The 21,116-nt window shown below is 36.2% G+C and carries 10 protein-coding genes and 1 pseudogene; all 11 read right to left on the reverse strand.

Annotation, left to right across the window (positions count from 1 at the left end):
* Window positions 1-43 precede the first annotated feature (43 nt).
* Window positions 44-682 carry a mpt operon Crp-Fnr family transcription regulator gene (locus tag AC4PG8_RS10460; RefSeq protein WP_070752043.1) on the reverse strand — a complete coding sequence of 213 codons (639 nt, stop codon included), beginning with the start codon at window positions 680-682 and terminating at the stop codon, window positions 44-46.
* Window positions 683-843: 161 nt separating this feature from the next.
* Window positions 844-6,824: pseudogene (gene lcp / locus AC4PG8_RS10465) on the reverse strand (putative cellulose-binding protein LCP).
* Window positions 6,825-6,967: 143 nt separating this feature from the next.
* Window positions 6,968-7,528 carry a hypothetical protein gene (locus tag AC4PG8_RS10470; RefSeq protein ID WP_492170338.1) on the reverse strand — a complete coding sequence of 187 codons (561 nt, stop codon included), beginning with the start codon at window positions 7,526-7,528 and terminating at the stop codon, window positions 6,968-6,970.
* Window positions 7,525-7,842 carry a F0F1 ATP synthase subunit epsilon gene (locus AC4PG8_RS10475; protein ID WP_070752049.1) on the reverse strand — a complete coding sequence of 106 codons (318 nt, stop codon included), beginning with the start codon at window positions 7,840-7,842 and terminating at the stop codon, window positions 7,525-7,527. The genes AC4PG8_RS10470 and AC4PG8_RS10475 overlap by 4 nt, the downstream gene beginning before the upstream one ends.
* 12 nt (window positions 7,843-7,854) lie before the next feature.
* Window positions 7,855-9,225, reverse strand: a complete 1,371-nt coding sequence (atpD, locus tag AC4PG8_RS10480; protein ID WP_003772623.1) for a F0F1 ATP synthase subunit beta — start codon at window positions 9,223-9,225, stop codon at window positions 7,855-7,857.
* Window positions 9,226-10,098 (reverse strand): F0F1 ATP synthase subunit gamma, encoded by an 873-nt coding sequence (locus AC4PG8_RS10485; protein ID WP_045553699.1) that lies wholly within the window; start codon window positions 10,096-10,098, stop codon window positions 9,226-9,228.
* The gene (locus AC4PG8_RS10490) at window positions 10,095-11,591 is read right to left on the reverse strand and encodes a F0F1 ATP synthase subunit alpha (RefSeq protein WP_070752053.1); all 1,497 of its coding nucleotides are present in this window, start codon (window positions 11,589-11,591) and stop codon (window positions 10,095-10,097) included. Before AC4PG8_RS10490 ends, AC4PG8_RS10485 begins: the two co-directional genes overlap by 4 nt.
* Window positions 11,588-12,619, reverse strand: a complete 1,032-nt coding sequence (locus tag AC4PG8_RS10495) for a F0F1 ATP synthase subunit delta (RefSeq protein ID WP_077957545.1) — start codon at window positions 12,617-12,619, stop codon at window positions 11,588-11,590. The genes AC4PG8_RS10490 and AC4PG8_RS10495 overlap by 4 nt, the downstream gene beginning before the upstream one ends.
* Window positions 12,620-12,630: 11 nt before the next feature.
* The gene (locus AC4PG8_RS10500; protein WP_003721714.1) at window positions 12,631-12,873 is read right to left on the reverse strand and encodes an ATP synthase subunit c family protein; all 243 of its coding nucleotides are present in this window, start codon (window positions 12,871-12,873) and stop codon (window positions 12,631-12,633) included.
* Between the two features lie 56 nt (window positions 12,874-12,929).
* On the reverse strand, window positions 12,930-15,209 hold the full coding sequence (locus AC4PG8_RS10505; RefSeq protein WP_070752057.1) for a cell envelope integrity TolA family protein: 2,280 nt from the start codon (window positions 15,207-15,209) through the stop codon (window positions 12,930-12,932).
* Window positions 15,206-21,046: an ATP phosphoribosyltransferase regulatory subunit gene (locus AC4PG8_RS10510; RefSeq protein ID WP_492170339.1), complete on the reverse strand. Its 5,841-nt coding sequence runs from the start codon at window positions 21,044-21,046 to the stop codon at window positions 15,206-15,208. Before AC4PG8_RS10510 ends, AC4PG8_RS10505 begins: the two co-directional genes overlap by 4 nt.
* Window positions 21,047-21,116: the final 70 nt, after the last annotated feature.

Raw genomic sequence — 21,116 nt, forward strand, 5'->3', positions numbered from 1 at the left:
AAACTACTCAAAAATTAAATTTGAGTAGTTTTTTATAGTTTTATTAAGAGACACAATATGCTGGTGAATTCTGCATTAATACCCAAGGAGTCATTTTAACATTAATTTCACCCTTCTCAGCTAAATCATTTACTATCATAGAAGTTGTTGAGACAGAACATTTTGCGAACTTTGCTAGAACATAAATTTTAAGCCATCTTGGAAATACTGGATTGTGCACAGGATCTAGTTTATATCGTTCAATTACTCTTCTCAAAACCATTCTGACCCGTTCCTCTGGATAAGATGACATTAACTTTCTTTGCCATTCGATACTTAGCTCAAAATCTTCAGCTATTTGTAAAAAGAAATTAGGTAACAATTGATCCTCATCCAATTTCTCAAACAATTCGTCTGTAGGGATAACGCTATAAACCGTATCTTCTAGAGCAGCTAGCGTAAGGCTTCCACCTGTCGTAAAAATAATCCGTTGATCCGCGAATACTCGTTGAATCGTATTTTTCTTATCTTCTTCGCTTTTTTGTATCAGCAGACCTTTTTCCATGATGATTAGTTGTTCATGTTGCATTTTAAGTTCCTTACCTGCCTCCAACTCCTGGTGAACAAAAGAAAAATTTTTCCTAATCCATGAATAAATCAGTGAATCTTGGCTGATTAGTTGATGAAATTCTAAAAAGGTCATTTTTCTACTTCCTTTCCTCCTAGATGTCTAAAACCCTTGGCTATCGGTTGAACCGTATTATCTGTATAACTAACTCTCTATAGAAAAACTTGTTTAAATGTCCGGAAAAGGTAGGCTAGTCTAAACCTGACATACCTACCTCCCCGAAACTATTCTTTCAATTATCCGTGACGTCTTCTTTGTCTAAACGTCCATAAGAACAACGCAAATCCTACTAGGCAAGCGCCCATTACAACAACCCATAAATTCATTTGGTCACCTGTTCTTGGTATTGCTTGTTGGTATGTTGCTGTCTTTTGCTTACCAGGTTTTACATCTGAATTGCTATTTTCTGATGGAGTTATCGCTACTTTTCCTTCTACTACTTCGATTGTAGCTGTAACAGAAAGCTCTTCTTTTCCAGCATCTACTGTTCCTTCATTAGGATCAATTGTATAAGTTACTTGGTATTTCCCAGCTTTTTTCGTATTAACTTTACCTTCAACTTTTACTTTAGACATTGGAATTTCGCTACCGTCTCTAGACATTGCGCGAACGAAATTATCTTTCGCATCCCAATCTGCATTTGTTTTCAGCTTACTATCATTAACAATGATTTTGGCATGATTTTGTAAAACTGTCACGCGAGAAACGCTTGTTACACCGTCATAACGATAAGTGATTTCATATGTGCCTGGTGTTTGGTTATCAACACGGCCAATTACAGTCACATCAGATAGTTTGACGTCATCGCCTTTTTTATCTATCGCTGAATCGAAGTTGTCTTTGGCGTTCCAACTTGCTCCTGCATAAATCGTGCTATCGTGAGATTCTACTTTAGTTTGTCTTGGTTTCACAGTAATTTGTACTACTTTAGATATACCTTGATATTTATACGTTACTGAGTAGGTTCCTGGTGTATTTAAGTCTACTGTTGGATCTTCTTCCACCGTAATATCCCTATAAGCTACTGGTTTTCCAGCCTTATCAATTGCACTATCAAAGTTATCTTTAGCACTCCAATTGTCTCCTGTATAAACCACAGAATCATGTGCAGTTATTGCAGTTAGTGGATTTTTAACTGTTACTTTAATTGTTTTAGAAAAACCGTCGTATTTGTATGTGATTGAATATGTTCCTGCTACGGTCATATCCACATTTCCTTCTACTTCTACATCTGCAAAAGCGACTGTTTCTCCGTCTTTATTTCGTGCACTGTCGAAGTTATCCTTCGCTTCCCATGTTTCTCCTACATAAACTGTGGAGTCGTGGGCATTAACAGCAGTTTGAATATTTTTAACTGTAAGAGTAACTGTTTTGGAAGCTCCATCAAAAGTATATTTCAATTGATAAGTTCCCGCTTTATTAGTATCAACATTAGGTGTTTCAGTTACTTTCACTTTTGAAAATTCTACTGGATTGCCATCTTTATCAACAGCATTATCGAAATTATCTTCTGCTGTCCAGCTATCTCCTACATAAATTGTAGCGTTATGGGCATTAATTCCTTTTTTATTTTCTTTAACTGTTACTGTAATAGTTTTTGATACACCACCATACGTATACGTGATTGGGTAAGTGCCAGCTTGTGCTGTATTAACTGTATTAGTAACTGTTACTTTTGATAAAGCTACTTCATTTCCATCTCTATCTGCAGCGCTATCGAAGTTATCTTTTGCACTCCAAGTATCGCCTGTATAGATTGTGGAATCATGCGCGTTAATTTCGGTCGCATCATCTTTTACCGTGATAGTTACTGTTTTAGTAGTATCATTGTATTTATAAGTGACCGGATATTCACCCGCTTTTGTTGTATCAACTGTTCCAGTAGCCTCGATGTCCGCAAAAGTAAGCGTTTCGCCTTCTTTATTTAGCGCACTATCAAAGTTATCAGCCGCACGCCAGTTATCTCCAACATAAATAGTAGAATCATGAGCATTTACTTCTGTTAGGTCTTTTTCTACTTTTACATCAACAACTGTTTCAACTTCTTTACTATTTTTTTCAAGAGTAAACGTTAGTGGATACGTACCACCGCGGTTAGAACCGTTTTTAAGAGCTTTTAATTGTTTTTCGTCTACTTTGACAACATCAGTGCGATCTTCAGCGTCTGAATTCACACCGTTTTTCACTTCTTCAAATGCTGCTGTTTTGGCTTTAGTTACTGCTTGTGCTTCACTAAGGACAACTGCATCTTTGTATTCTAATGTGAAGTTAGTTGCTCCAATTTTAAGTTCATCTTTTTGAGCAACTTTACCGTTTGCTGTTGTTACATAAAGAGGGGCAGTTGATTTTTTCTCTGTGCCAAAAATATCTTTAAGAGCAATTGTTAAATCTGTAACCCTAATTGTTTTTCCATTCGTAGAACCACCTACAATTGCGACAGAACCATCAGTTAGTGTTTTTGCTGTTGCTACGGAAGCATCAGCTGTAGTCCACTTATACCCATCTGTGTTAGCTTGGATTTTTTGGAAAATGTCTGGTTCAATTGTATCTTCTGCTGCTTCACCATTTGTAGGAGCTACTTTTGGTAAAGTGATTTTCAGGCTCTTACCTTCTTGAACTGTTTTTTCATTCAAGTTAACTTTTAAATCTGTTTCAGGAACGTAAGAAATGTACCCTGCATTAATGTGCTGAGCATCTGGTTGTGCTGGATCAATATCTTTAACCCAACCAATTTCAGTACCCATATTTGGTGTTGCACTATTTAAGTCTTTATCTCTACCAACATTTTGTAACGTATGCTTGTAACCTGCTTTTTCAGGGAATTTCACAGCATATTTTCCGTAACCAATTCCTAAATTATAATCGAACTTATATTTTCCATCAGCATCGGTTGTCGTTGTTACATTTTGTCCATCTTTGGTGAATGGTTCATAGGTGGATGTAGCTTCATCCCATTTGTATAATTCAACGGTTTCATTTGCTAGTGGTGTATCGCCTTGTGCGGTTTCATAAATACCACTCGCGTTTTTATCTTTGAATAACTTACCTGCTACTTCTACAATTACTAACTCTGCTCCTACTCGAGTTCCTGCGATTGAACCAGAATAAGTGTTAATTTCAACTGTATAGTAAGGGTTGTATATATCACGTTCACCAATTTTGTTACCAGCTGTAGCAGAATCAAATGTTTCATCTACTTTCAGCGGTACTTTGATTGTTTGAGATTCGCCTGACTCAATTTTAGTTTTAACTTTGATGCGAACCATATTAGCTTTTCCGTAATCAGTAAGTGTATTACTGTAAATGCTATCAGACGTATAATTATCTGCAGTGGCATCAGCAGTATAGGTTAAATCAAACTGAGATTTTTGCTGAGCTGTCATAGGAACTTCTCCGTTTAGCTTCATGTCCCATTTGAAAGGTTCACTTTGGAATTTTGTACCAAAGTCTTGTCCAGTTTTTGGAATTGGGATAAAAATATCTAAGCTACTTGCGCTACCGCTAGAAGTATTCGTAATTTTAACCATATAATCAGCGTCAGTTCCAGGTGTGAAATAGGAAACAGTACTGTCATCGCCTTCTACATAACCAGCTTTAATTCCTTCTCCGGCTACATTTAAGAAAGTCTCTACGGCAACTGTATCTTGTTTCGGAACACTTAGAGTACTTGTATTAGTTGAAAGTAAACGTTCCGCATCTCTACCATTTTGGTTTACATCTAATCCATTATCTGGGAAGACGTTCGCTCCTAGTGCAGAAGTTACGTTACTTCCACCCCAAGCAAGTAATTCTTGAATATCAGTGTGAATGCTTTTACTTAATGTCATATCAAATGTGGTGTTATAGCTGATATTCAAATATTGTTTTTTGGATGGGTAACCAACAAATTCCCCTACTGTTACATCTTTTGTTTTAATGACATAAACTTTATCACCAGTTTTAGCTGTTTTTGCTTCTACTGTGAAATCAACTTCTTTGCCATCTTGATCTGTCAATTTAATGGAAGATGGTTTAACCGTAGTTCCTTCTATTTGGCGTAGATAAACTTCCGGATTATTAAGAACAGATCTTGTTCCATAAGGATAATCATGCATAACTAATGATGCTTTAGTTGTTACTGTTTCTCCTGCACGAGCAGTTTTAATTGGCGAACCTTCGCTATTATAGAATGAAGCTGTACCATTTGCTGCCGTACTTATATTGTTAGAAACTGTATATGTGGATGATCCTGAAACTTTTGTCTTTTCTTCATCATCTGCGTCCCAAACATTCACATCAAATTGAACAGATGTAATACCTGGTTTAACAATCCCGTATGAAGCAGAATTTGCTGCTTTAAATGGAGCAGCTGTGTCAATATTAGTAAAACCTACAGAGAAGTCTCCAACGTTAGCTTTTACTTCTGTAAAGTACTCGCCTTCTTGAAGTCCAACTGCTGCCGAATCTAAAGTAAGCATTTTATTACCATTTGTTTTCGGAAGAGTACCATCGTAAGTTCGATATTCCGAATTTAAGTTCGTTTTATACTGTACGTCTTTTACTTTATTACCTGGGTAAGTTCCATCAAAAGGTATGTTGACAGTATAGGCTTCCCAGTTTTCATCAAATTTAATTTGGTAAATTTGGTTTGTTTTCACTCCGGCAGTTTGCCTATTATTGATTTGAATAAGTCCCGCCCAAGATTCGTTTTCTGGATTTATATAGTAGTTTCTTGGTAGCATAACCATTTTATTTGCTGCTTTACTACTACTTTACATGTGTCTTTTGCTGCTAGTGTTGTTGTATCGCTTGCATCATTAGTTAATGCATCTGTTTCAAACACTTTATCATCATATGTCGTAATAACAGCATGCGGTACTTTAGGAGAAGTATAAGTCCCTTCTTCTGTTCCTTCTGGTACCTTGTATTTTACTGCTAAAATAGTTTCAATAATACCGTAGTAATTTTCTTGTTTAAAGTCAATTTCTACTTTATTTTCGTTTGGATAATGCGTGATTGTTCTATTTTCGTTGTTTGTTAATAAACTCTTGTTTTCATTAACTACGCCTACATACTCCATACCTTCTGGGTAATAAAGAGTAGTTTTAACGTTTTTAGGAACAAAGATTTTTGAACCACGTCCATCCATTTGGCTGATACCATTTACAACTGAATAAGGTTTAGTGTAGTTATAAGAATCTTCAGTGGCTGTACTTGGACTTACTTCTGGTAAAAATGAAGATGTATACCAGTTTCTAAACATTGTGTCTACCTGTTTTTGATTTGCATAACCGACAACAGTTTTACCCTCAGCACGAATGCTTTGCTCTGCGGATGCTGCTGGAGTACTTCCTTCTCCCATATAAGCATCAACTTTAATTGGAGACTTCAAGTCAGTAGGACCATAGTATTTAGCTGCATCTACTTGTACAGAGAAGTTTAGAGTTAGTTTTTCAGTAGCTGGATCTAGTTCATAACTCAAAGTACCATAAGTTGCTTTATTGTAGCCTGTTTCTTTATTTGGAACAGTTACTGAAGTAATCGAATCTCCAACTGGATTACCTGCGCCAAAATAACTTAAGATATTCGAGTCTACGCTACTAGGTGCTTGATAACTACTTGGAACGGGTAGAGAAACAAAACGCATTCCGTCGGGCAAGGTGAAATTAATCTTTTTACCAGAAGCATTGTTGTTGTTAAACTCAACTGTTACAGAAACGTCTTTAATGTCTCCATTATTCCAATTTGTTTTGTTATAATCAGGGATTTTCATTGACACGGTAGGAGCGCTTGATTTAAGCAAGTTAGATCCTTTTTTAGGAGTATTTCCTTCCGTGACAGTCGGTTTCGGTGTATTTTGTACTTCTTCAGAAATATCATTTACTTCATAAGAAGCAGTATAAGTTTTTTCTGTTTTATCTTGGTCTTGATAGTTAATTACAAAATCCACAGTACCATTTTTCGTAGCTGTATATTCTGCTTCTTGACCTTCTACTTTTTTACCATCTGGTGTTTGTATCGTTAAGATTTTAACTTCCTCGTTTTTAGGGGTTGTTTTAATCTTCAATTTAGCTTTTTTCTTGTCGCTTGAAAGTTCATTTTGTATCTCATAAGAAACTGATTCGTTACCTTTTTCTTCCGCGAATACTCGGAAGGACGAAAGATTCAATTGACCGATAATCAGTAAAGCTGCCATGACAAATAATAATGGACGCCTCAAGCTTTTAAGTTTCATCATATAAAGTTATCTCCTTTAAAATTTTTTAGACCATTTTTCCAGTGATATAAGTCCCGTTCTCTTTAATTAATCCCATTAAATCTCGTAAGTTTTCATTAGCAAGAAACGGTCTGTACACAGGATTTTTAGAGACTTTTATTAAACTATTTCAGTAAATTAGCGTAAATTCGTTGCCATACAATTAGTGCACCACTGGCTACAAGTAAACTACATATAATTAAATAACTTCTTACTCCGAGTTGGATATGCCAAGGGGCTTCTGCTACCTGCACAAGTACTAAATACACTGACTTAAGTGCAAAGTATCCAGCGAAGTACAAAGCTGTAATTAAAACTAAGCCGAGTAGCTGCATAATTTCTTTTTTGAGTTTTTGTGGCGTACGCATTTTTTTCCAATAAGAAAATGGATGAAACAGCCAGCTACTCCAAAACATTAATAATGTAAATTGGAACGGAATGGCGGTTATTTGGACTGCAGATAAACATACTAGAAGTGTCGCAGTAATAACGACAAGAAAGGCTGTCACCTCTGCATCAAATTGGTAGCGGTTATGCCACAATTGGTAACGTTGAATTTTTTCTAATGGAACTTCATCTTTTGATAGAAAATATCGAATACCAGTAAGAAGGAGCAAAACAATAAGAAAAAACGCGGACAGAAGAGCAATAATTTGTAGCAGTGTATCAAAAAATCCGCTTATCATGTGATCCTCCTGTTCTCCATTTGTTTTCGTTTGTTGAGCCTTTCAAAAATTCGTTCAGCTTGATCGGCATCTTTTGAAGCATACTGAGCCATGATATTCGCTTCATTTTGAACGAGATGTAAATAACCGAGGGCGACAAAGATAGGCTCTGTAGCTGCACTATCTAAAATGATGATTTCACTATAGTCGAAAAAACTTAAACAATCGATGTGTTCTTCTAATACAGTTTGCTGGCCTTCTTTAGTGTTAATAACAAAGCCCTCAACATCACCTTCAAAAAATTGGCCCATCGGCGAGACGATTTTAAGTTTCATTTGCCTCTCCTCCTATTTCAAATCTTTGTAGGATCCGATAAACAAGAATTCCCGCTCAGAACGTTCATCATATTCACCATTCAAAATACGTTCAACGCTACTCAACAAGTCTTCAATTTCCACAAATATTCCTTCTGTACCAGTGAATTTTTCAGAAACATAAAATGGTTGTGATAAGAAGTTACGAATTTTCCTTGCGCGATGAACGAGTTTTTTATCCTCATCACTCAACTCAGCCATACCAAGAACGTTGATAATTTCTTGCAACTCCATGTAACGTTGTAAAATAAATTTGACTTGAACTGCCAACTGATAATGACGTTCCCCAACAAAAGTTGGATTAAGCGCCCGTGAGAACGATTGAAGCGGGTTAACAGCTGGGAAAATACCTAATGCTGCTATCGAACGCTCAAGTACAATCGTTGAGTCTAAATGGCTAAATGTTGCAACTGCGGAAGGGTCATCAATATCATCAGCTGGTAAAAATACACATTGAATGGACGTAATCGAACCATTCTTAGTCGACGCGATGCGGTCTTGGAAGTCACCAACTTCTTTTGAAAGGGTCGATTGATATCCACCTGTAATTGGGATTTTACCTTGTAAGGAAGATACTTCAGAACCCGCTTGAATGAAACGAAAAACATTATCGATAAACAATAGAACATCTTTTTTCTCTTCATCACGCAAATATTCCGCTATCGTAAGGCCAGTAAGTGCTACACGCATACGTACGCCAGGCGATTCATTCATTTGCCCGAGTACAACTGTTGTTTGAGGTAAAACCCCACTTGATTCTAATTCATTATATAAACCAATACCTTCTCTGACGCGCTCACCTACTCCAGTGAAAACGGAATTTCCGCCCATCATACTGATATTGTTAATTAACTCTTGCATTAATACTGATTTTCCTACACCAGCACCACCGAAAAGTCCTGTTTTACCACCTTTTAAAATGGGGCAAATCAAGTCTATAACTTTAATGCCTGTATATAGAATTTCTTTATTTGTATCAAGTTCGCGAAGTAAAGGTTGTTCCCGAAAAATTGGCCATTTAACTTCTGCTTCTGGTTCTGGTAAGCCATCAATTGCCTTCCCATAAACATTTAACATACGACCTTGTACAGTTTCTCCAACAGGAACTTCAATAGGATGCCCTAGATTAATAACTTCTGCTCCTCGGGCTAGACCACTAACTTCACCAATCGCAATCGCTGAAACAGTGTTAATTCCTGTATGTTGAACAACTTCTGCTAAATAGGTGCCTTGATGTGTTTTATATTCAAGCGCATGGCTGATTTCAGGTAGTTCGCTCTCATTAAATTCGATTTTTAAAACAAAACCACTAATACTAATAATGGTTCCTATGTTTTTTTTCATTTATTCTTCTTCCTTCCTGATCGTCTGTGCGCCACTGATAATATCTAATAGCTCGCCTGTTTTTTGTTGCAATGCTTTTTTTCTAGCATCAAAAACGGCTTCTTCATGCTGTTTATGAATATTATCTTTTGCTTGTTTCATCGCAATCCGGCGCATACAGTACTCACTTGCAACCGAATAACGAAACATACTATAAAGCAGACCACATAGATAATTTTCTAGTAACAATTGCTCTACTTGTTCATCATCTGTCTCAATATCTAGCACATAATCAACTTCAATGGTTTCTGCATCTGGTCCTTCAGGAATGTCCGGATATATTTTTTCGCACATTGCTTCTGAATGAACTGCATTGAAGTATTTCGTGAAGATAACGTATAAAGCATCCATTTCTTGTTTATTGATTTGGTCAATAAAATCTGCTGTTACTTCTGTAGTTGTTTCCAAATCAATATTTTCAAGTGAGAACTGCAAGTATTCACTAATATTCTGACCTAGTTTCGTTAAATAGCGATGACCTTGTTCGCCCACTACGATCCAATTGATTGTAACTTGATTTCCAAGTGTTTCAATCAGCCGGTCTATTTCAGCAAATACTTCACTGTTGTAGGCTCCGCATAGTCCTCGTTCAGATGTAATTGCAAGGGCAGTGACGTTCTTCTCTTCGGTTGTTTGTAAATTATTACCGTTGTACATTGTTTTTCTAACCCAACGCAAACTTTTCAAGATAGTTTCGTAATAACTAACTGCTGCTTCGGCTTTTGTCCGTAGTCCAGAAAGTTTACCAAGGGTTGCTAATTCCGTTACGTGGACAATTTTATAAGTTGAGTTCAATGCTTTAATCTTTTTTCGCGCTTGATCTATGCTACTCAACTGAAAGGCCTCCCCGCTTCCTGAATAATCTCTTCTAACATTTTGACATGTGATTCATTCAGTTCACTAATTTCCTCTATTTGGTTCGAGAATTCTTCAAAATTCTGATGCGCATGAGCTTTTTCTAATAACAAGCCTTTGAACGATTGAACATTAGCAGGCGCCATTTTTGTTAAAAAGCCATTTTGGAAAGCATATAAAATGGTGATTAATTCAGTCACAGATAGTGGGCTCAAAATGTTTTGTTTAAATAACTCTGTTAGCATACGGCCATCTGTTACCATTTTCATACTTCCATCATCAAGTGCATTACCAAAATCAAGTAATTCTTTTAATTCCTCGTACTGAGAAAGGATAAGCGTTAAATTCTTACTAAGTTTACGAATAATTGGATGTTGCGCGTCTCCACCGATTCTGGAAACTGATACACCGACATCCACTGCAGGTTTTTGACCACGGTTGAACAAATCGGATTTTAAGAATAACTGACCATCTGTGATAGAAATAACGTTTGTTGGAATATACGCTGTTACATCATCCGATAGTGTTTCAATCATTGGAATAGCTGTGATTGAGCCGCCGCCATGATCCTGATTCATTTGTACCGCTCGTTCTAAGAGACTCGAGTGAATATAAAAACTATCTCCAGGATATGCTTCTCTTCCTGGTGGACGATTAAAGAGCAACGTAATCGCTCGATAAGCATCCGCATGTTTAGTTAAATCATCAAAAATAATTAAAACGTCTTTTCCTTGATCACGTAGCGCTTCTGCAACGGCCATTCCAGCATAAGGAGTTAAATACTGTGCAGTAAGAGAATCACTTGCTGCTGTCGCTACTACTGTGGAATAATCCATTGCGCCATGCTTACGAAGGGTTTCAATAACCTCTGCAATATAGGCTGCTTTTAACCCAATTGCTACGTAAATACAGTGCACATTTTGATTGTGTTGATTAATTATTGTATCTACAGCAATCTGCGTTTTTCCTGATTGGCGATTTCCAAGGATTAACTGACGCTGACCTCGACCAATCGGTGTTATCGAATCAATAACCGCAAGTCCTGTATTGAGCGGACGCGTTACACTATCAATAGTCATAATCGCTGGCGTTACACAGAATAGCGGGCTGCTAGCAGTTGGCTGTTCATCGCTTACGTCGTATAACATTTTTCCTGTAGTATCAATAATACGACCAGCCATATCTTCAAAAAGATTTACTTCTATAAAATGATCTGTAACAGAAACACTCATTCCTTCTAAAATGTCATTTGTTTTATCAATTAAGCCGATACCAACAAATTCTTCGTTTAGTTCTAGGATTACGCCGCGATGTCTGCCATCGATTGTAACGGCTTGGTGGAGTGCCGCATTTTCTAATCCTGAAGAAAAAATTACACCATCAGAGATTTTCTCAACCCTGCCATTTTCTTTTAAATATTCCAAGTCCACATGGGCTTCGTATTTGTTTATATCAAAATGAATATTTTTCAAAGTCTCACTTCCGCTTCCATTTTTTCTGTTGTGCGTTTGATTAGTTCCTGATAGCTCATATCAATCGACTTTGTTCCATAATTGATAATAACTCCACCAATTAATTCTTTTTGTACTTGATATTCGATTTTATAGTTTGTATGGGTTGGCTGCCACAGCTTGTCAAAATGATTTGCTGCATCATCACTAGCCACATCTACACGAATAAGCCCTGTATAAAAGTGAATGTTATAAACCTCTAAATAATTTCTGTAAAGTCCACGAGTTTGACGATAAGAGAAATGTGTCAACATATAGAATAGGAACTCAACAAATTCATGATTTAATTCATCTAATGTGCCGTCTTCACGCATAACTTTAAGCTTTTGTTCCGGCGACAAGTAACTACTTTGATAAATTTGTTTAACAGAAAGCTTACTTGCACGCTCATGGAACATTTCGAACGACTTTGTAAATGCATGTAGCTCTTCTGAAGTATGCAATTCGAACAAACGTAAAAGTACTTTATATGGAAGTGCTAGACGGATTTTTTCGGTCCGTACTAGTGCATCAAATTCACGAATTGCTTCTGTAAATAATTGCGCTTCCTCTTCTTCTGACTCAACAAATACTTTTTGCAAGATTTCATTAACACAGCTACTTAGTGATTTATACGGTGCATGTGGAGTTGTTTCAATACTAGGAACTTCAACAATTTGTTTAGGTTTTTCATTTTGCCACATTTGTAATTCTTGTTCGTATTGTCTATTTCGAGCAACTAACTGATCGATTTCTTCAAGAAAAATAGTCTCTTTTTGTTCAGCTTCAATAGCTAATTGCCTATTTTTCTGCTCTTCTTTGTTTGTAGCGACCTTTTGTCTTTTTAGTCGACGTAATAAACTTTCTTTTTCAAGTGACTTATCTTGGCTAACTTCGTAAAAAAAGCTAGTTAAAATATTTTCCAGTTTTTGCAAGGTAAAATATAGTAAATATAAGAAACCCACTCCAAAAATACTGTAAAGGACTATTGTTTGAATCAATTTTTCCATGCTCTCACCTATCATATGAACGGGTTAACCCAAAGCAAGATGACTGCAATTGCCAGTGCAAAAAGCATTAATGCAACTATCATTAGGAGTCCCAAAAAGAGACCTCCCATAACTTCTTTTTTTGCATTCGGGTTTTTTCCGATAATTTCTGTTGCTCTACTAACCGCGATTCCCTGTCCAATTGCAGCTCCTAAAGTCGCAAGCCCAATTGCTAGTGCGGCGCCAATTACGCTACATGCAACTACTAAATCCATTATTATTTTCCTACTTTCTGTTTGAGATTGGGGCACGAAGAAGATGTGCCCCTCTACTATTCTTGATATACGTACAGTTGCAGTGCGCCATTAGTGTCATAAACTGCAACACGGTAATCAAAATTTTCTTTCGCAATTTTCGAGATTGTCTCCATGTGATTGACTAGACCAGCTTCGTCAGCTTGCAGTTCTTTACTACTGAATGCAGTCCAACTATTCTCTGTTCCAGCTGCACGTCTTTCAATGGCAATCCGATAAGTCTCGCCTGCTTTGCGCTGCATGGTAAATTTCATGTCATAAGTGGCATTTTGCGGGGCCAGAACTTCTTCTATTGGAGTTGTTAAGCCGCCATTTTGTGCCTTTTCTTGTTCCGTTTCTTCTGTTTGTTTTACACTATTGTCTTCTGTTTGGAACGGTGTTAGAGAAATAGTGAATTTCGCATCTTTGTCATATTCAATGTCTTGTTTAATTGGATATTCAAAAGTTTTTGTTTCATTTGTATTGTTTTTGGTTGTTTTAAGAACTAATTTAGCTTCTAAATCAACTTTTTCTTCATCAGTAATTGGTACTAAGCGAATATTTCCTTTTTCTTGATTAACGATTTTGTAATCTACTTTGGATTGATCTTTTTCATCCTTTAATTCAACAGTAGCTTGATTTATCGTGTAATCTGTGGAATTCCAGTCATACTCAACTTGAACAACTTTATTTACTGATAAATTAGCTCGTAAACTTCTTAATACAGTTGCCTGCATTGTGTAGTATTTTTCTGAGCTATTTAATTCAATTGTTTCGCCATTTTTCATTTCAATGATGGCTTGGAATTGATATGCGGTACTTGGAGATAAGTCTGTTACATTTAGAAGTTCTCCGTTGCCGTTAATGAAGTTTGTACCAACATTCATATAGAAAGAATCACCATTTGCTTGTTTAACTTTGATACGAGCGCGTTTAACATCTTCTATTTGTGCATCTAGAGAAATGTTTACTTTCATTGACGTACTCGTAACACTTTGCATTTGGTAAACTGCTGAAACTGATTGGGTTGTAAAAGATTCGCTCTTCATTTTAACTTCTTGAATGCCTTTATCTGTTCCTAAATCGTACTGATAAGTGAATTCAAGATGATACTTCCCATTTGGAGAAAGACCTGTTAGTGTTGCTTCTGTATCAACAGCTGATACATAGCGAGTGTTAACTGTTTTACCAGTTTTTTCGTCTACAACACTGATTTTAGTTACTCCAATCAAGGTATTATTTGGATCCGAGTAACTATAGCTAACTTTCGCACTAGTTACGCCAGGCGCAATATATCCAATTCTGAGTACTGGAATATTTCGCTCCAATTTCTTGTTCAATTCCTCGATTTTTTTAAGGACTGCTTCGTAATTATCAATTTCCTCTAAATCTTTTTGAGCTTTTCCAGGTGAACCACCCGTATTACCTTTAGAGGCTGTTTCTGATGAACCACTGCCAGCCTTTAAATCATTTCCGTATTTCTTCGTTGCATTTAGACCACCATTTGATGATCCATTTTGGTTACTTGCTTTATTGGTTGATTCTTTGTCATTAGCCGCTGTTTTATCGCTTGCTTCGGTTTTATCTTCAGCAGCTTTTTTATTTTCGGCTTCTTTTTCGTCTTTTTTAACAACGATTTTTTTATTGTCTGTTCCACCAAAACTAGCAAGGTCAATCTTGCGTTCGCCAATTGTATAAGTTTCATTACTAGCATCTAAAACCGTTTCATCGTTAACTTTTAATGTCATATGGCCTAAATAACGGCTTTTCTTTTTATTTTCATAAATAGTGACACTACCAGTTTTATCTATTAGTAGAAGCGGTTTAGAAACTTTCTTAATTTCTTTTCCACCAAGGTACAGTGTTGCATCTGCATTCAAGAAATATTGACGATTAGCTAGTTTAACAACACTTTTTTCAGCGATTTCGGAGTTTTTATATAGATAGGAAGCAGCTTTTTGTTCATATACTTGTCTTCCTTTTAACTTAGTACTCACGCCGTTTATATCAATGACTGGGACGTTTTTAGTGAACATTAATGCATCTTTGTCTAAATAAAGGATCGTGCTTTGCATAATTTGGTTACGTGTATCGTCTTCATCATTTTTAGCGATTAGCTGGTCATCATTCCAGCTTCGGTAAAGTGTGTGGCCTTTTTGAAATTGCAATGTTTCTTGTTCATTATTTAGAACCACACCATTACTAGGGAGGGAGACAAGATCGTATCTTGCCTCCTTAAAGGACCCCCATAAGATTACAGAAATAATGATTAACGGAACAGCTGCAACGATTAGACCTATTTTCCATGTAGGTTTCATTTACTTGCCTCCAGTTCGATAATCCCAAAAGTTTTTCCTGATTCTTTTTCTTTAACAGTAACTTTCGAATCATGATAATTTGCATCGATTTCGACCCCGGCATCTAGATCTTCTTTTTTAATCGTTTTTGTTTCTTTGAAGTCTTTTCCGAACCATGACTGCACTTTCTCCATAGTAGTAAGTTCTTTTGGTTCAATAGTGACAGTAAGTTCTGTTTTTGCATCACCGGTATCTTCGGTCATCAATGTAAAGCTATCTTTAGTAATATTAGCTTTAAGGTTATTTTCATCGTTATTTCCTTGGTAAAGAGCAACTGGCTTATCTTTCTCATCAGTAACAGTTATTGCATAATTGCTAATTGGTTTAATCGATAAATCAACTGTTTTTGCAATATCTTCCGCTGCAACTTTTTCTGTATCTAGTACTTTGCCAGCTTCATCTTTTAGTTCAAACGTGTAAGTTTGTTTGTCTTCTTTGTCCATTTCCTTCGCATCTAATGCCACGCTTACTTTTTCGTCAGTAGTTTGTACTTTTCTAAACGATTTTAAGTTCGCCGCAATATCTTCTTGCAAGGTAATAAAGTTGGACATTTTTTCATAAGTTTTAACTTCATTTAATTGTGTGCGGTAAGTGACGATCATTTTACCTAAGAAACTTTGATTTTGCTTCTTACCAGCGACACTGAAGTTTGCAGAAACTGTTCCAGGATAAGAACTTGGTAAAGTAACTGTTTTTCTTTCAACTAAACTTGTTCGCTCGTTGTTACCACCATAATCAAGTAACTCGTAGAACTCCATTTGGATTTTTTCAATGGTTGTTGATCCCGGACTCACTTCTTTTGCTTGTAACTTGATTTGTTTAGTTGCTGCATCAAGTTGAATAGTAAGTGAGTTCGAGGTTACATATTCAGCATCAGTCGTAAAGTTTAAACTATTACTCCATGACTGACTTCCATCCCCACCCAAGTTATCGTATTTTGTACTGATTGTTAATGTATAACCTGTTGCGGGTTCTAAGTTCTCGAAGGTGTTTAGCCAACTTGCTGTATTCCCACCTGTGAAGGCACCACTTTTAACAGTTTTACCATTCGATGTTTCTTTTAATACATATTGGAACTGTTTATTTGTTCCACCAACAAAGTAACTGTCAGGATCGTTATAAGAGAATTTCAATGTTGCTTCTCTCGTAGAAACGTTCTCTAGCTTGATTGGTGCCGAAACTGCTCTTGGCGGATTAATATAAATTGCTTGTGCATTACTTAAGAAAATTGGTGCCTTAGCTAGGCTTGTTTTCATAAAGGCTGCAATTACATAAGTTTTTCCGGAAGAATAGTTCTGAGCACCAAGACTGTTATACAGATTAAATTCTGGCGTTTTCGATAAACTTTCAAAAGTTGCAGCTGGCGTCTTAGTGCCTAATTCTTGTTCCAGCGCTACTAAATCGGATAAATCAGCATTTATTGTTGAAGCATCATATAAACGATACTCAATATTAGTTAAAACGCTACTTTCATCGATAAAATTGTTATTTCCTTTGATTGTTCTCGCTCCATAAGCTGGGCTCCATGAGTAGCTTGTTGATTCCATGCTCGGTAGACTTTTCTCTGTAGTTATTGTTTCAGTATAATAAACTTTATTTTGTGGACCTTCACCATCTAACAAATCATATTTACCTTCTACTTTGATGACATATTTTTTGTCAGGAGAGAGGTCTGTAACGAAAATGTCTCGAGTTGGTAAGCCGTCAATTCGAACAGATTTGACAAGTGTTTCTCCATCTTCTTTGTACGCATTAACAAATAACTCATTTTCGTTATCTTTTTTAACTGTTGTATTATCTTTATCTTCACCAACAACATCTAGCTTAACTCGTCTGTCATAAATACTAACCTCTTCAGCAGTAATATCTGGTTCTACTAAAGCTTTAGTAGTAATTGCTTGCGAGACTTGTGAAACGCCTTCTAGTGCTGTATAAAGATCAATTTTTGAGCCCGCTGCTTCCGTAGAAACAAGCCCTGACGAGAAGTCAACATAACGACCATTTAGTTCTGCTACATAGCTTCCGTCTTCTTGACGTCTAAAGCTAAATGGATCGGCTGTTTCACTGTTGCTTATCATAACCCCACCGCGATATGCGATGTACTTGTTTGTCCAGATGTTTTTGAATTTAACACCAGCGATATTACCTTCTGAGTCAGTTGGACCTTTCGTTACTCGGTAGACATCTGCACGATTTAGGTTTCTCGTTGTAGATAAGCCACCGTTAGACGAGGTTACAAATGCCGAGCTATTATCAATAGAAACATAATAGTTTTCAAATAACTTCTCATTGTTCATTCGGTTTTCTGAGTAGTTCATTTTCATATCGAGAGTTAACTCATGCGATTTGTTAAACCACACATTTCCGAATGGCAAGCTAAGGTTTTGTGGATCAAATTGCTCGTCACCAATTTTAGCCTCTGTATAATCTGGGCTTGTACTTTTTGCTTCTTGAAGACTGTAGGTTGTTTTCATTACATTACTTTTTGCCACATCATCAGGTTCAGGTGTTATTTTTAGAGACCGACCAGTTTCATCTAATGCGATTTGCGCACTAGCTTTTGGTGCAGTAGTATTCATCGCTACTAAAGTTTTTGTCATAAAGTCAGTTGTTACTGCTGGTTCGCCCGCTGTAATAACATAGTCTCCAGTTGTTTTAATAGTTGTCGCGCCTTCACTTGAAAGCGGCAATGTTACTGTATTTTTACCATTTTTAAGTTGTTCAGAACCACCAGTTGAGCTAGTAATTTCCAGTTTTCCAGGTACAATAGCGCCCTCAATGTCTCTTACATAAACATTTAGTTTTACTTCTGTCGCTGTTCTTCTTAAAATTTCATATTCAACAGTTGGTTTTTCTTTTTTGATTTGAATTGTTTCGGAACTGATTTCAATACGATGATCTTCATAATTATCGTTCCAAATTACTTCTGCTTTAATTACGTAATCAAAACCACGACCTAAAGCATTATTTGTTAGATCAAAGTAAGAGTGTCTTTCAAACTCAGCCGCTGTTGAAACTTCTTGTTCAACAAGTGGCGTATTTAAGTCATCTACTTTATAGATACGATAAGTGATGGAACTAACTGCATTATAATCATCAATCAGTGGTTTTTCTGTAGCTTCAATACCTGCTAGTCCGCCTACTTTCAATTTATTCGGTTGATAATCAAGTAGCACTTTATCAGTTATTGGTGATGTCTTTTTCGTTTTGAAAACAAGTTGACCTTCAACTGGGACTTGGTTCATGCCGCTGTCTAAACCATCTTCTACTTTTACTAGATATTCTTTATTAATAGCTAGTTCTTCAAAAAGATAGGTTACACCATCTTCAGTCATTAACTTGTTAAAATCATCATTTAGAGGAACTGTTTTTACTAATGTGTTATTTTTCTTATCATAGATTTTTAAGTTCGCGGAGTTTAGTTTCTTCGCGGCTTCAGATAATTTGATATTAACTTCAGCTTGGTTAGTCGTTACGGATTTCAACGTGAAAGTAGCATTAACTTTCGCGATTTCTTTCGTTTGGAACACTCCGGATTGACCAATAAGCTGATCTACCATAATTCCTGCACCATCATCTAAGTTATAAGAAGCTGTCATAACAACAACGTAATAAGATTCACTCTCTAAACCGCCGAATTCAAGTAAGTTTGTAATCTCGTTTTTATTTCTAAGATCTACAGTAGCAACTGGACTTCCATCGTACATTCCTTGTGCATCAGATTTATAAAGTTTTAAGGTTGGATGCGTCAAATTATCGTAAAGTAATGTATTATCTGCATCAAAAACTTCATAATTGATTGTTAGTTTATCCTGCTCTGCTTCTTTCAAAGAAAATTCTACAGTTGGTTTACTTTTCAATCCGACCACTACGGCATTAGAAACTGGTGTAGCAAACGTAAAGTCAGATTGATTATTATTACCAGAAATGTACGCTACAAAAACGTAATTTCCATCGCTCATATCAACCGTACGTCCAACTTTTACCGCCGTTTTCTTTTGACTTGCATTGACAACAGAATAAGCATATTCTTTTGCATTCTGGCCGTTTGCTTTGTAATCCTCTTCTAAATAAGCTACATAGCGTATGTTAGTAATAGAATTATCTGTATCGATTAGATTGATTGGTACGGCAGTGAATTCACCTTTTTCAGTACTATATGAAAGGTCTATTCCTGCCATTGATGGTTTTGCTTTTAGTGTAGATGCAATGAAATACCAATTATCATCAGTTACTTCTTTACCATCAACTACTAATTTCTCCATCTCAATAATGTATTCTTTACTACTATTTAACGAATCAAATTTAACGTCTACTTTGCCGTTTTGCGTTAGCTTATTAGCATCAACTTTCACCGTTTTCGAAGTAGCTACATTACTGTTGTTTTCTTTAACTCTTAAGACTAATTCATCTATTTTGCCGTATAGCTCTGTTGCAGTTAGCTCAGCTGTTAAATAATTTTCGCCGCGTTCGATAACTTTTGGCGTTAATACAACTGGTTTAGCTTCTACTGTTTGGCGGAAGAAGATCGTCTCTTGTATTTTGTCGCTGGCGGATTTATATTTCCCTTGCACAACGACTTGGTAGCTTTCGCCGTATTTCAAACTATTAAAATCAAAAGTTTGATTTGCTTTTGAAGAGCTTAATGCTACTTTCTTCACAACTTTATTTTCACTGTCATAAAGAATTGCTTCCAAGGATTGCAGTCGTTCGGAAGAATCTGTTAGCTTTAATTTTGCTGAAGCTTTTTGTCCTTCAACTGCTAATTCAACATCGACAATTGGTACTTGGAATGTCTTTAGTCCTTCAGCCTCGTTTAGCTTTTTGATAATTTCATTCGCTTTATCGACATCTGTAGTATTTTGGTTGTCTTTTGTGGTTCCACCTTCATTTGCGTTACCCTTAGTAGTTGTTCCAGTGTCCCCGCCATTAGCAGATCTGTTTGCTCCCTCTGCCTTATTTGTATTATCATTTGTAGCTTGATTTGTATTTGTTTCTGTTTTTGTTTGTTCGTTGTTTTTTTCTTCTTGTTTTTTCGTTTCATCTTTTGTTGTTTTATCTGTTGTTTCTTTTGTCGCTTTTAGATTACGGTTTTCAGCTTTGTCATCTATTTCGACTTTAATCGACCGAATATCAATATCTTCTTCATTATCCGTTTGACTAACTAATATTTCTTTACTTAAATCAAATTGATAACGATTATTTTCCATCTCAATATAGGCATCATCGCCAGCTAACTCTTCTAAAGTTTTTTCTCCCATTAATAAAACTTTCTTATTCTCGTCAATGGAAACTATTGTGTTTTTGGGTAATTTTTTGTTAAGTCCTTTTTTGTTCTTCAAATAGGCATTATCTAAAATAATGTAACGTCCTTCAGCAAGCTTAACTACTGTGCCTTTTGGAAGTTGTGCAATCGCTTTGTCTTTTGTGTCTGTTGCTTTATACGTTCCTTTGCTTTCAGTGACAGATGTTTTTGACGGCATCTCAATTAGGTCTGATGCACTTTTAATAGCTACACTTTTACCTAAAAATTGAATTCGTCCATCTTTTAAAAATAATGTTCTCGCCAAATTGATCGGCTTTACTTCTTTTCCATCCGAAATAGTTTTTTCGTTATTAAGCCAAGCATCGTTGTACTTTGCATCCGGTGAAAAAGTAACTAGTTTTCCTTTAGGGCTGTAGGTAAACCCTTCCGTTTCAATAGCATAAGCATCATTTCGCGTTAGAAAAAATGCTGAAACAATTGCGCTTATAGCAAGTACTGAAACAATAATTACGACTAAAATATTTTTCTTCAAGTCCTACTTCCACCTCGTTTGTGTGTATATTTTTTATGCTTGGAAAAGAACTTGAGATGTTGCTTCAAGT

Source organism: Listeria sp. MAN/IMW/UF555, from assembly GCF_058684075.1.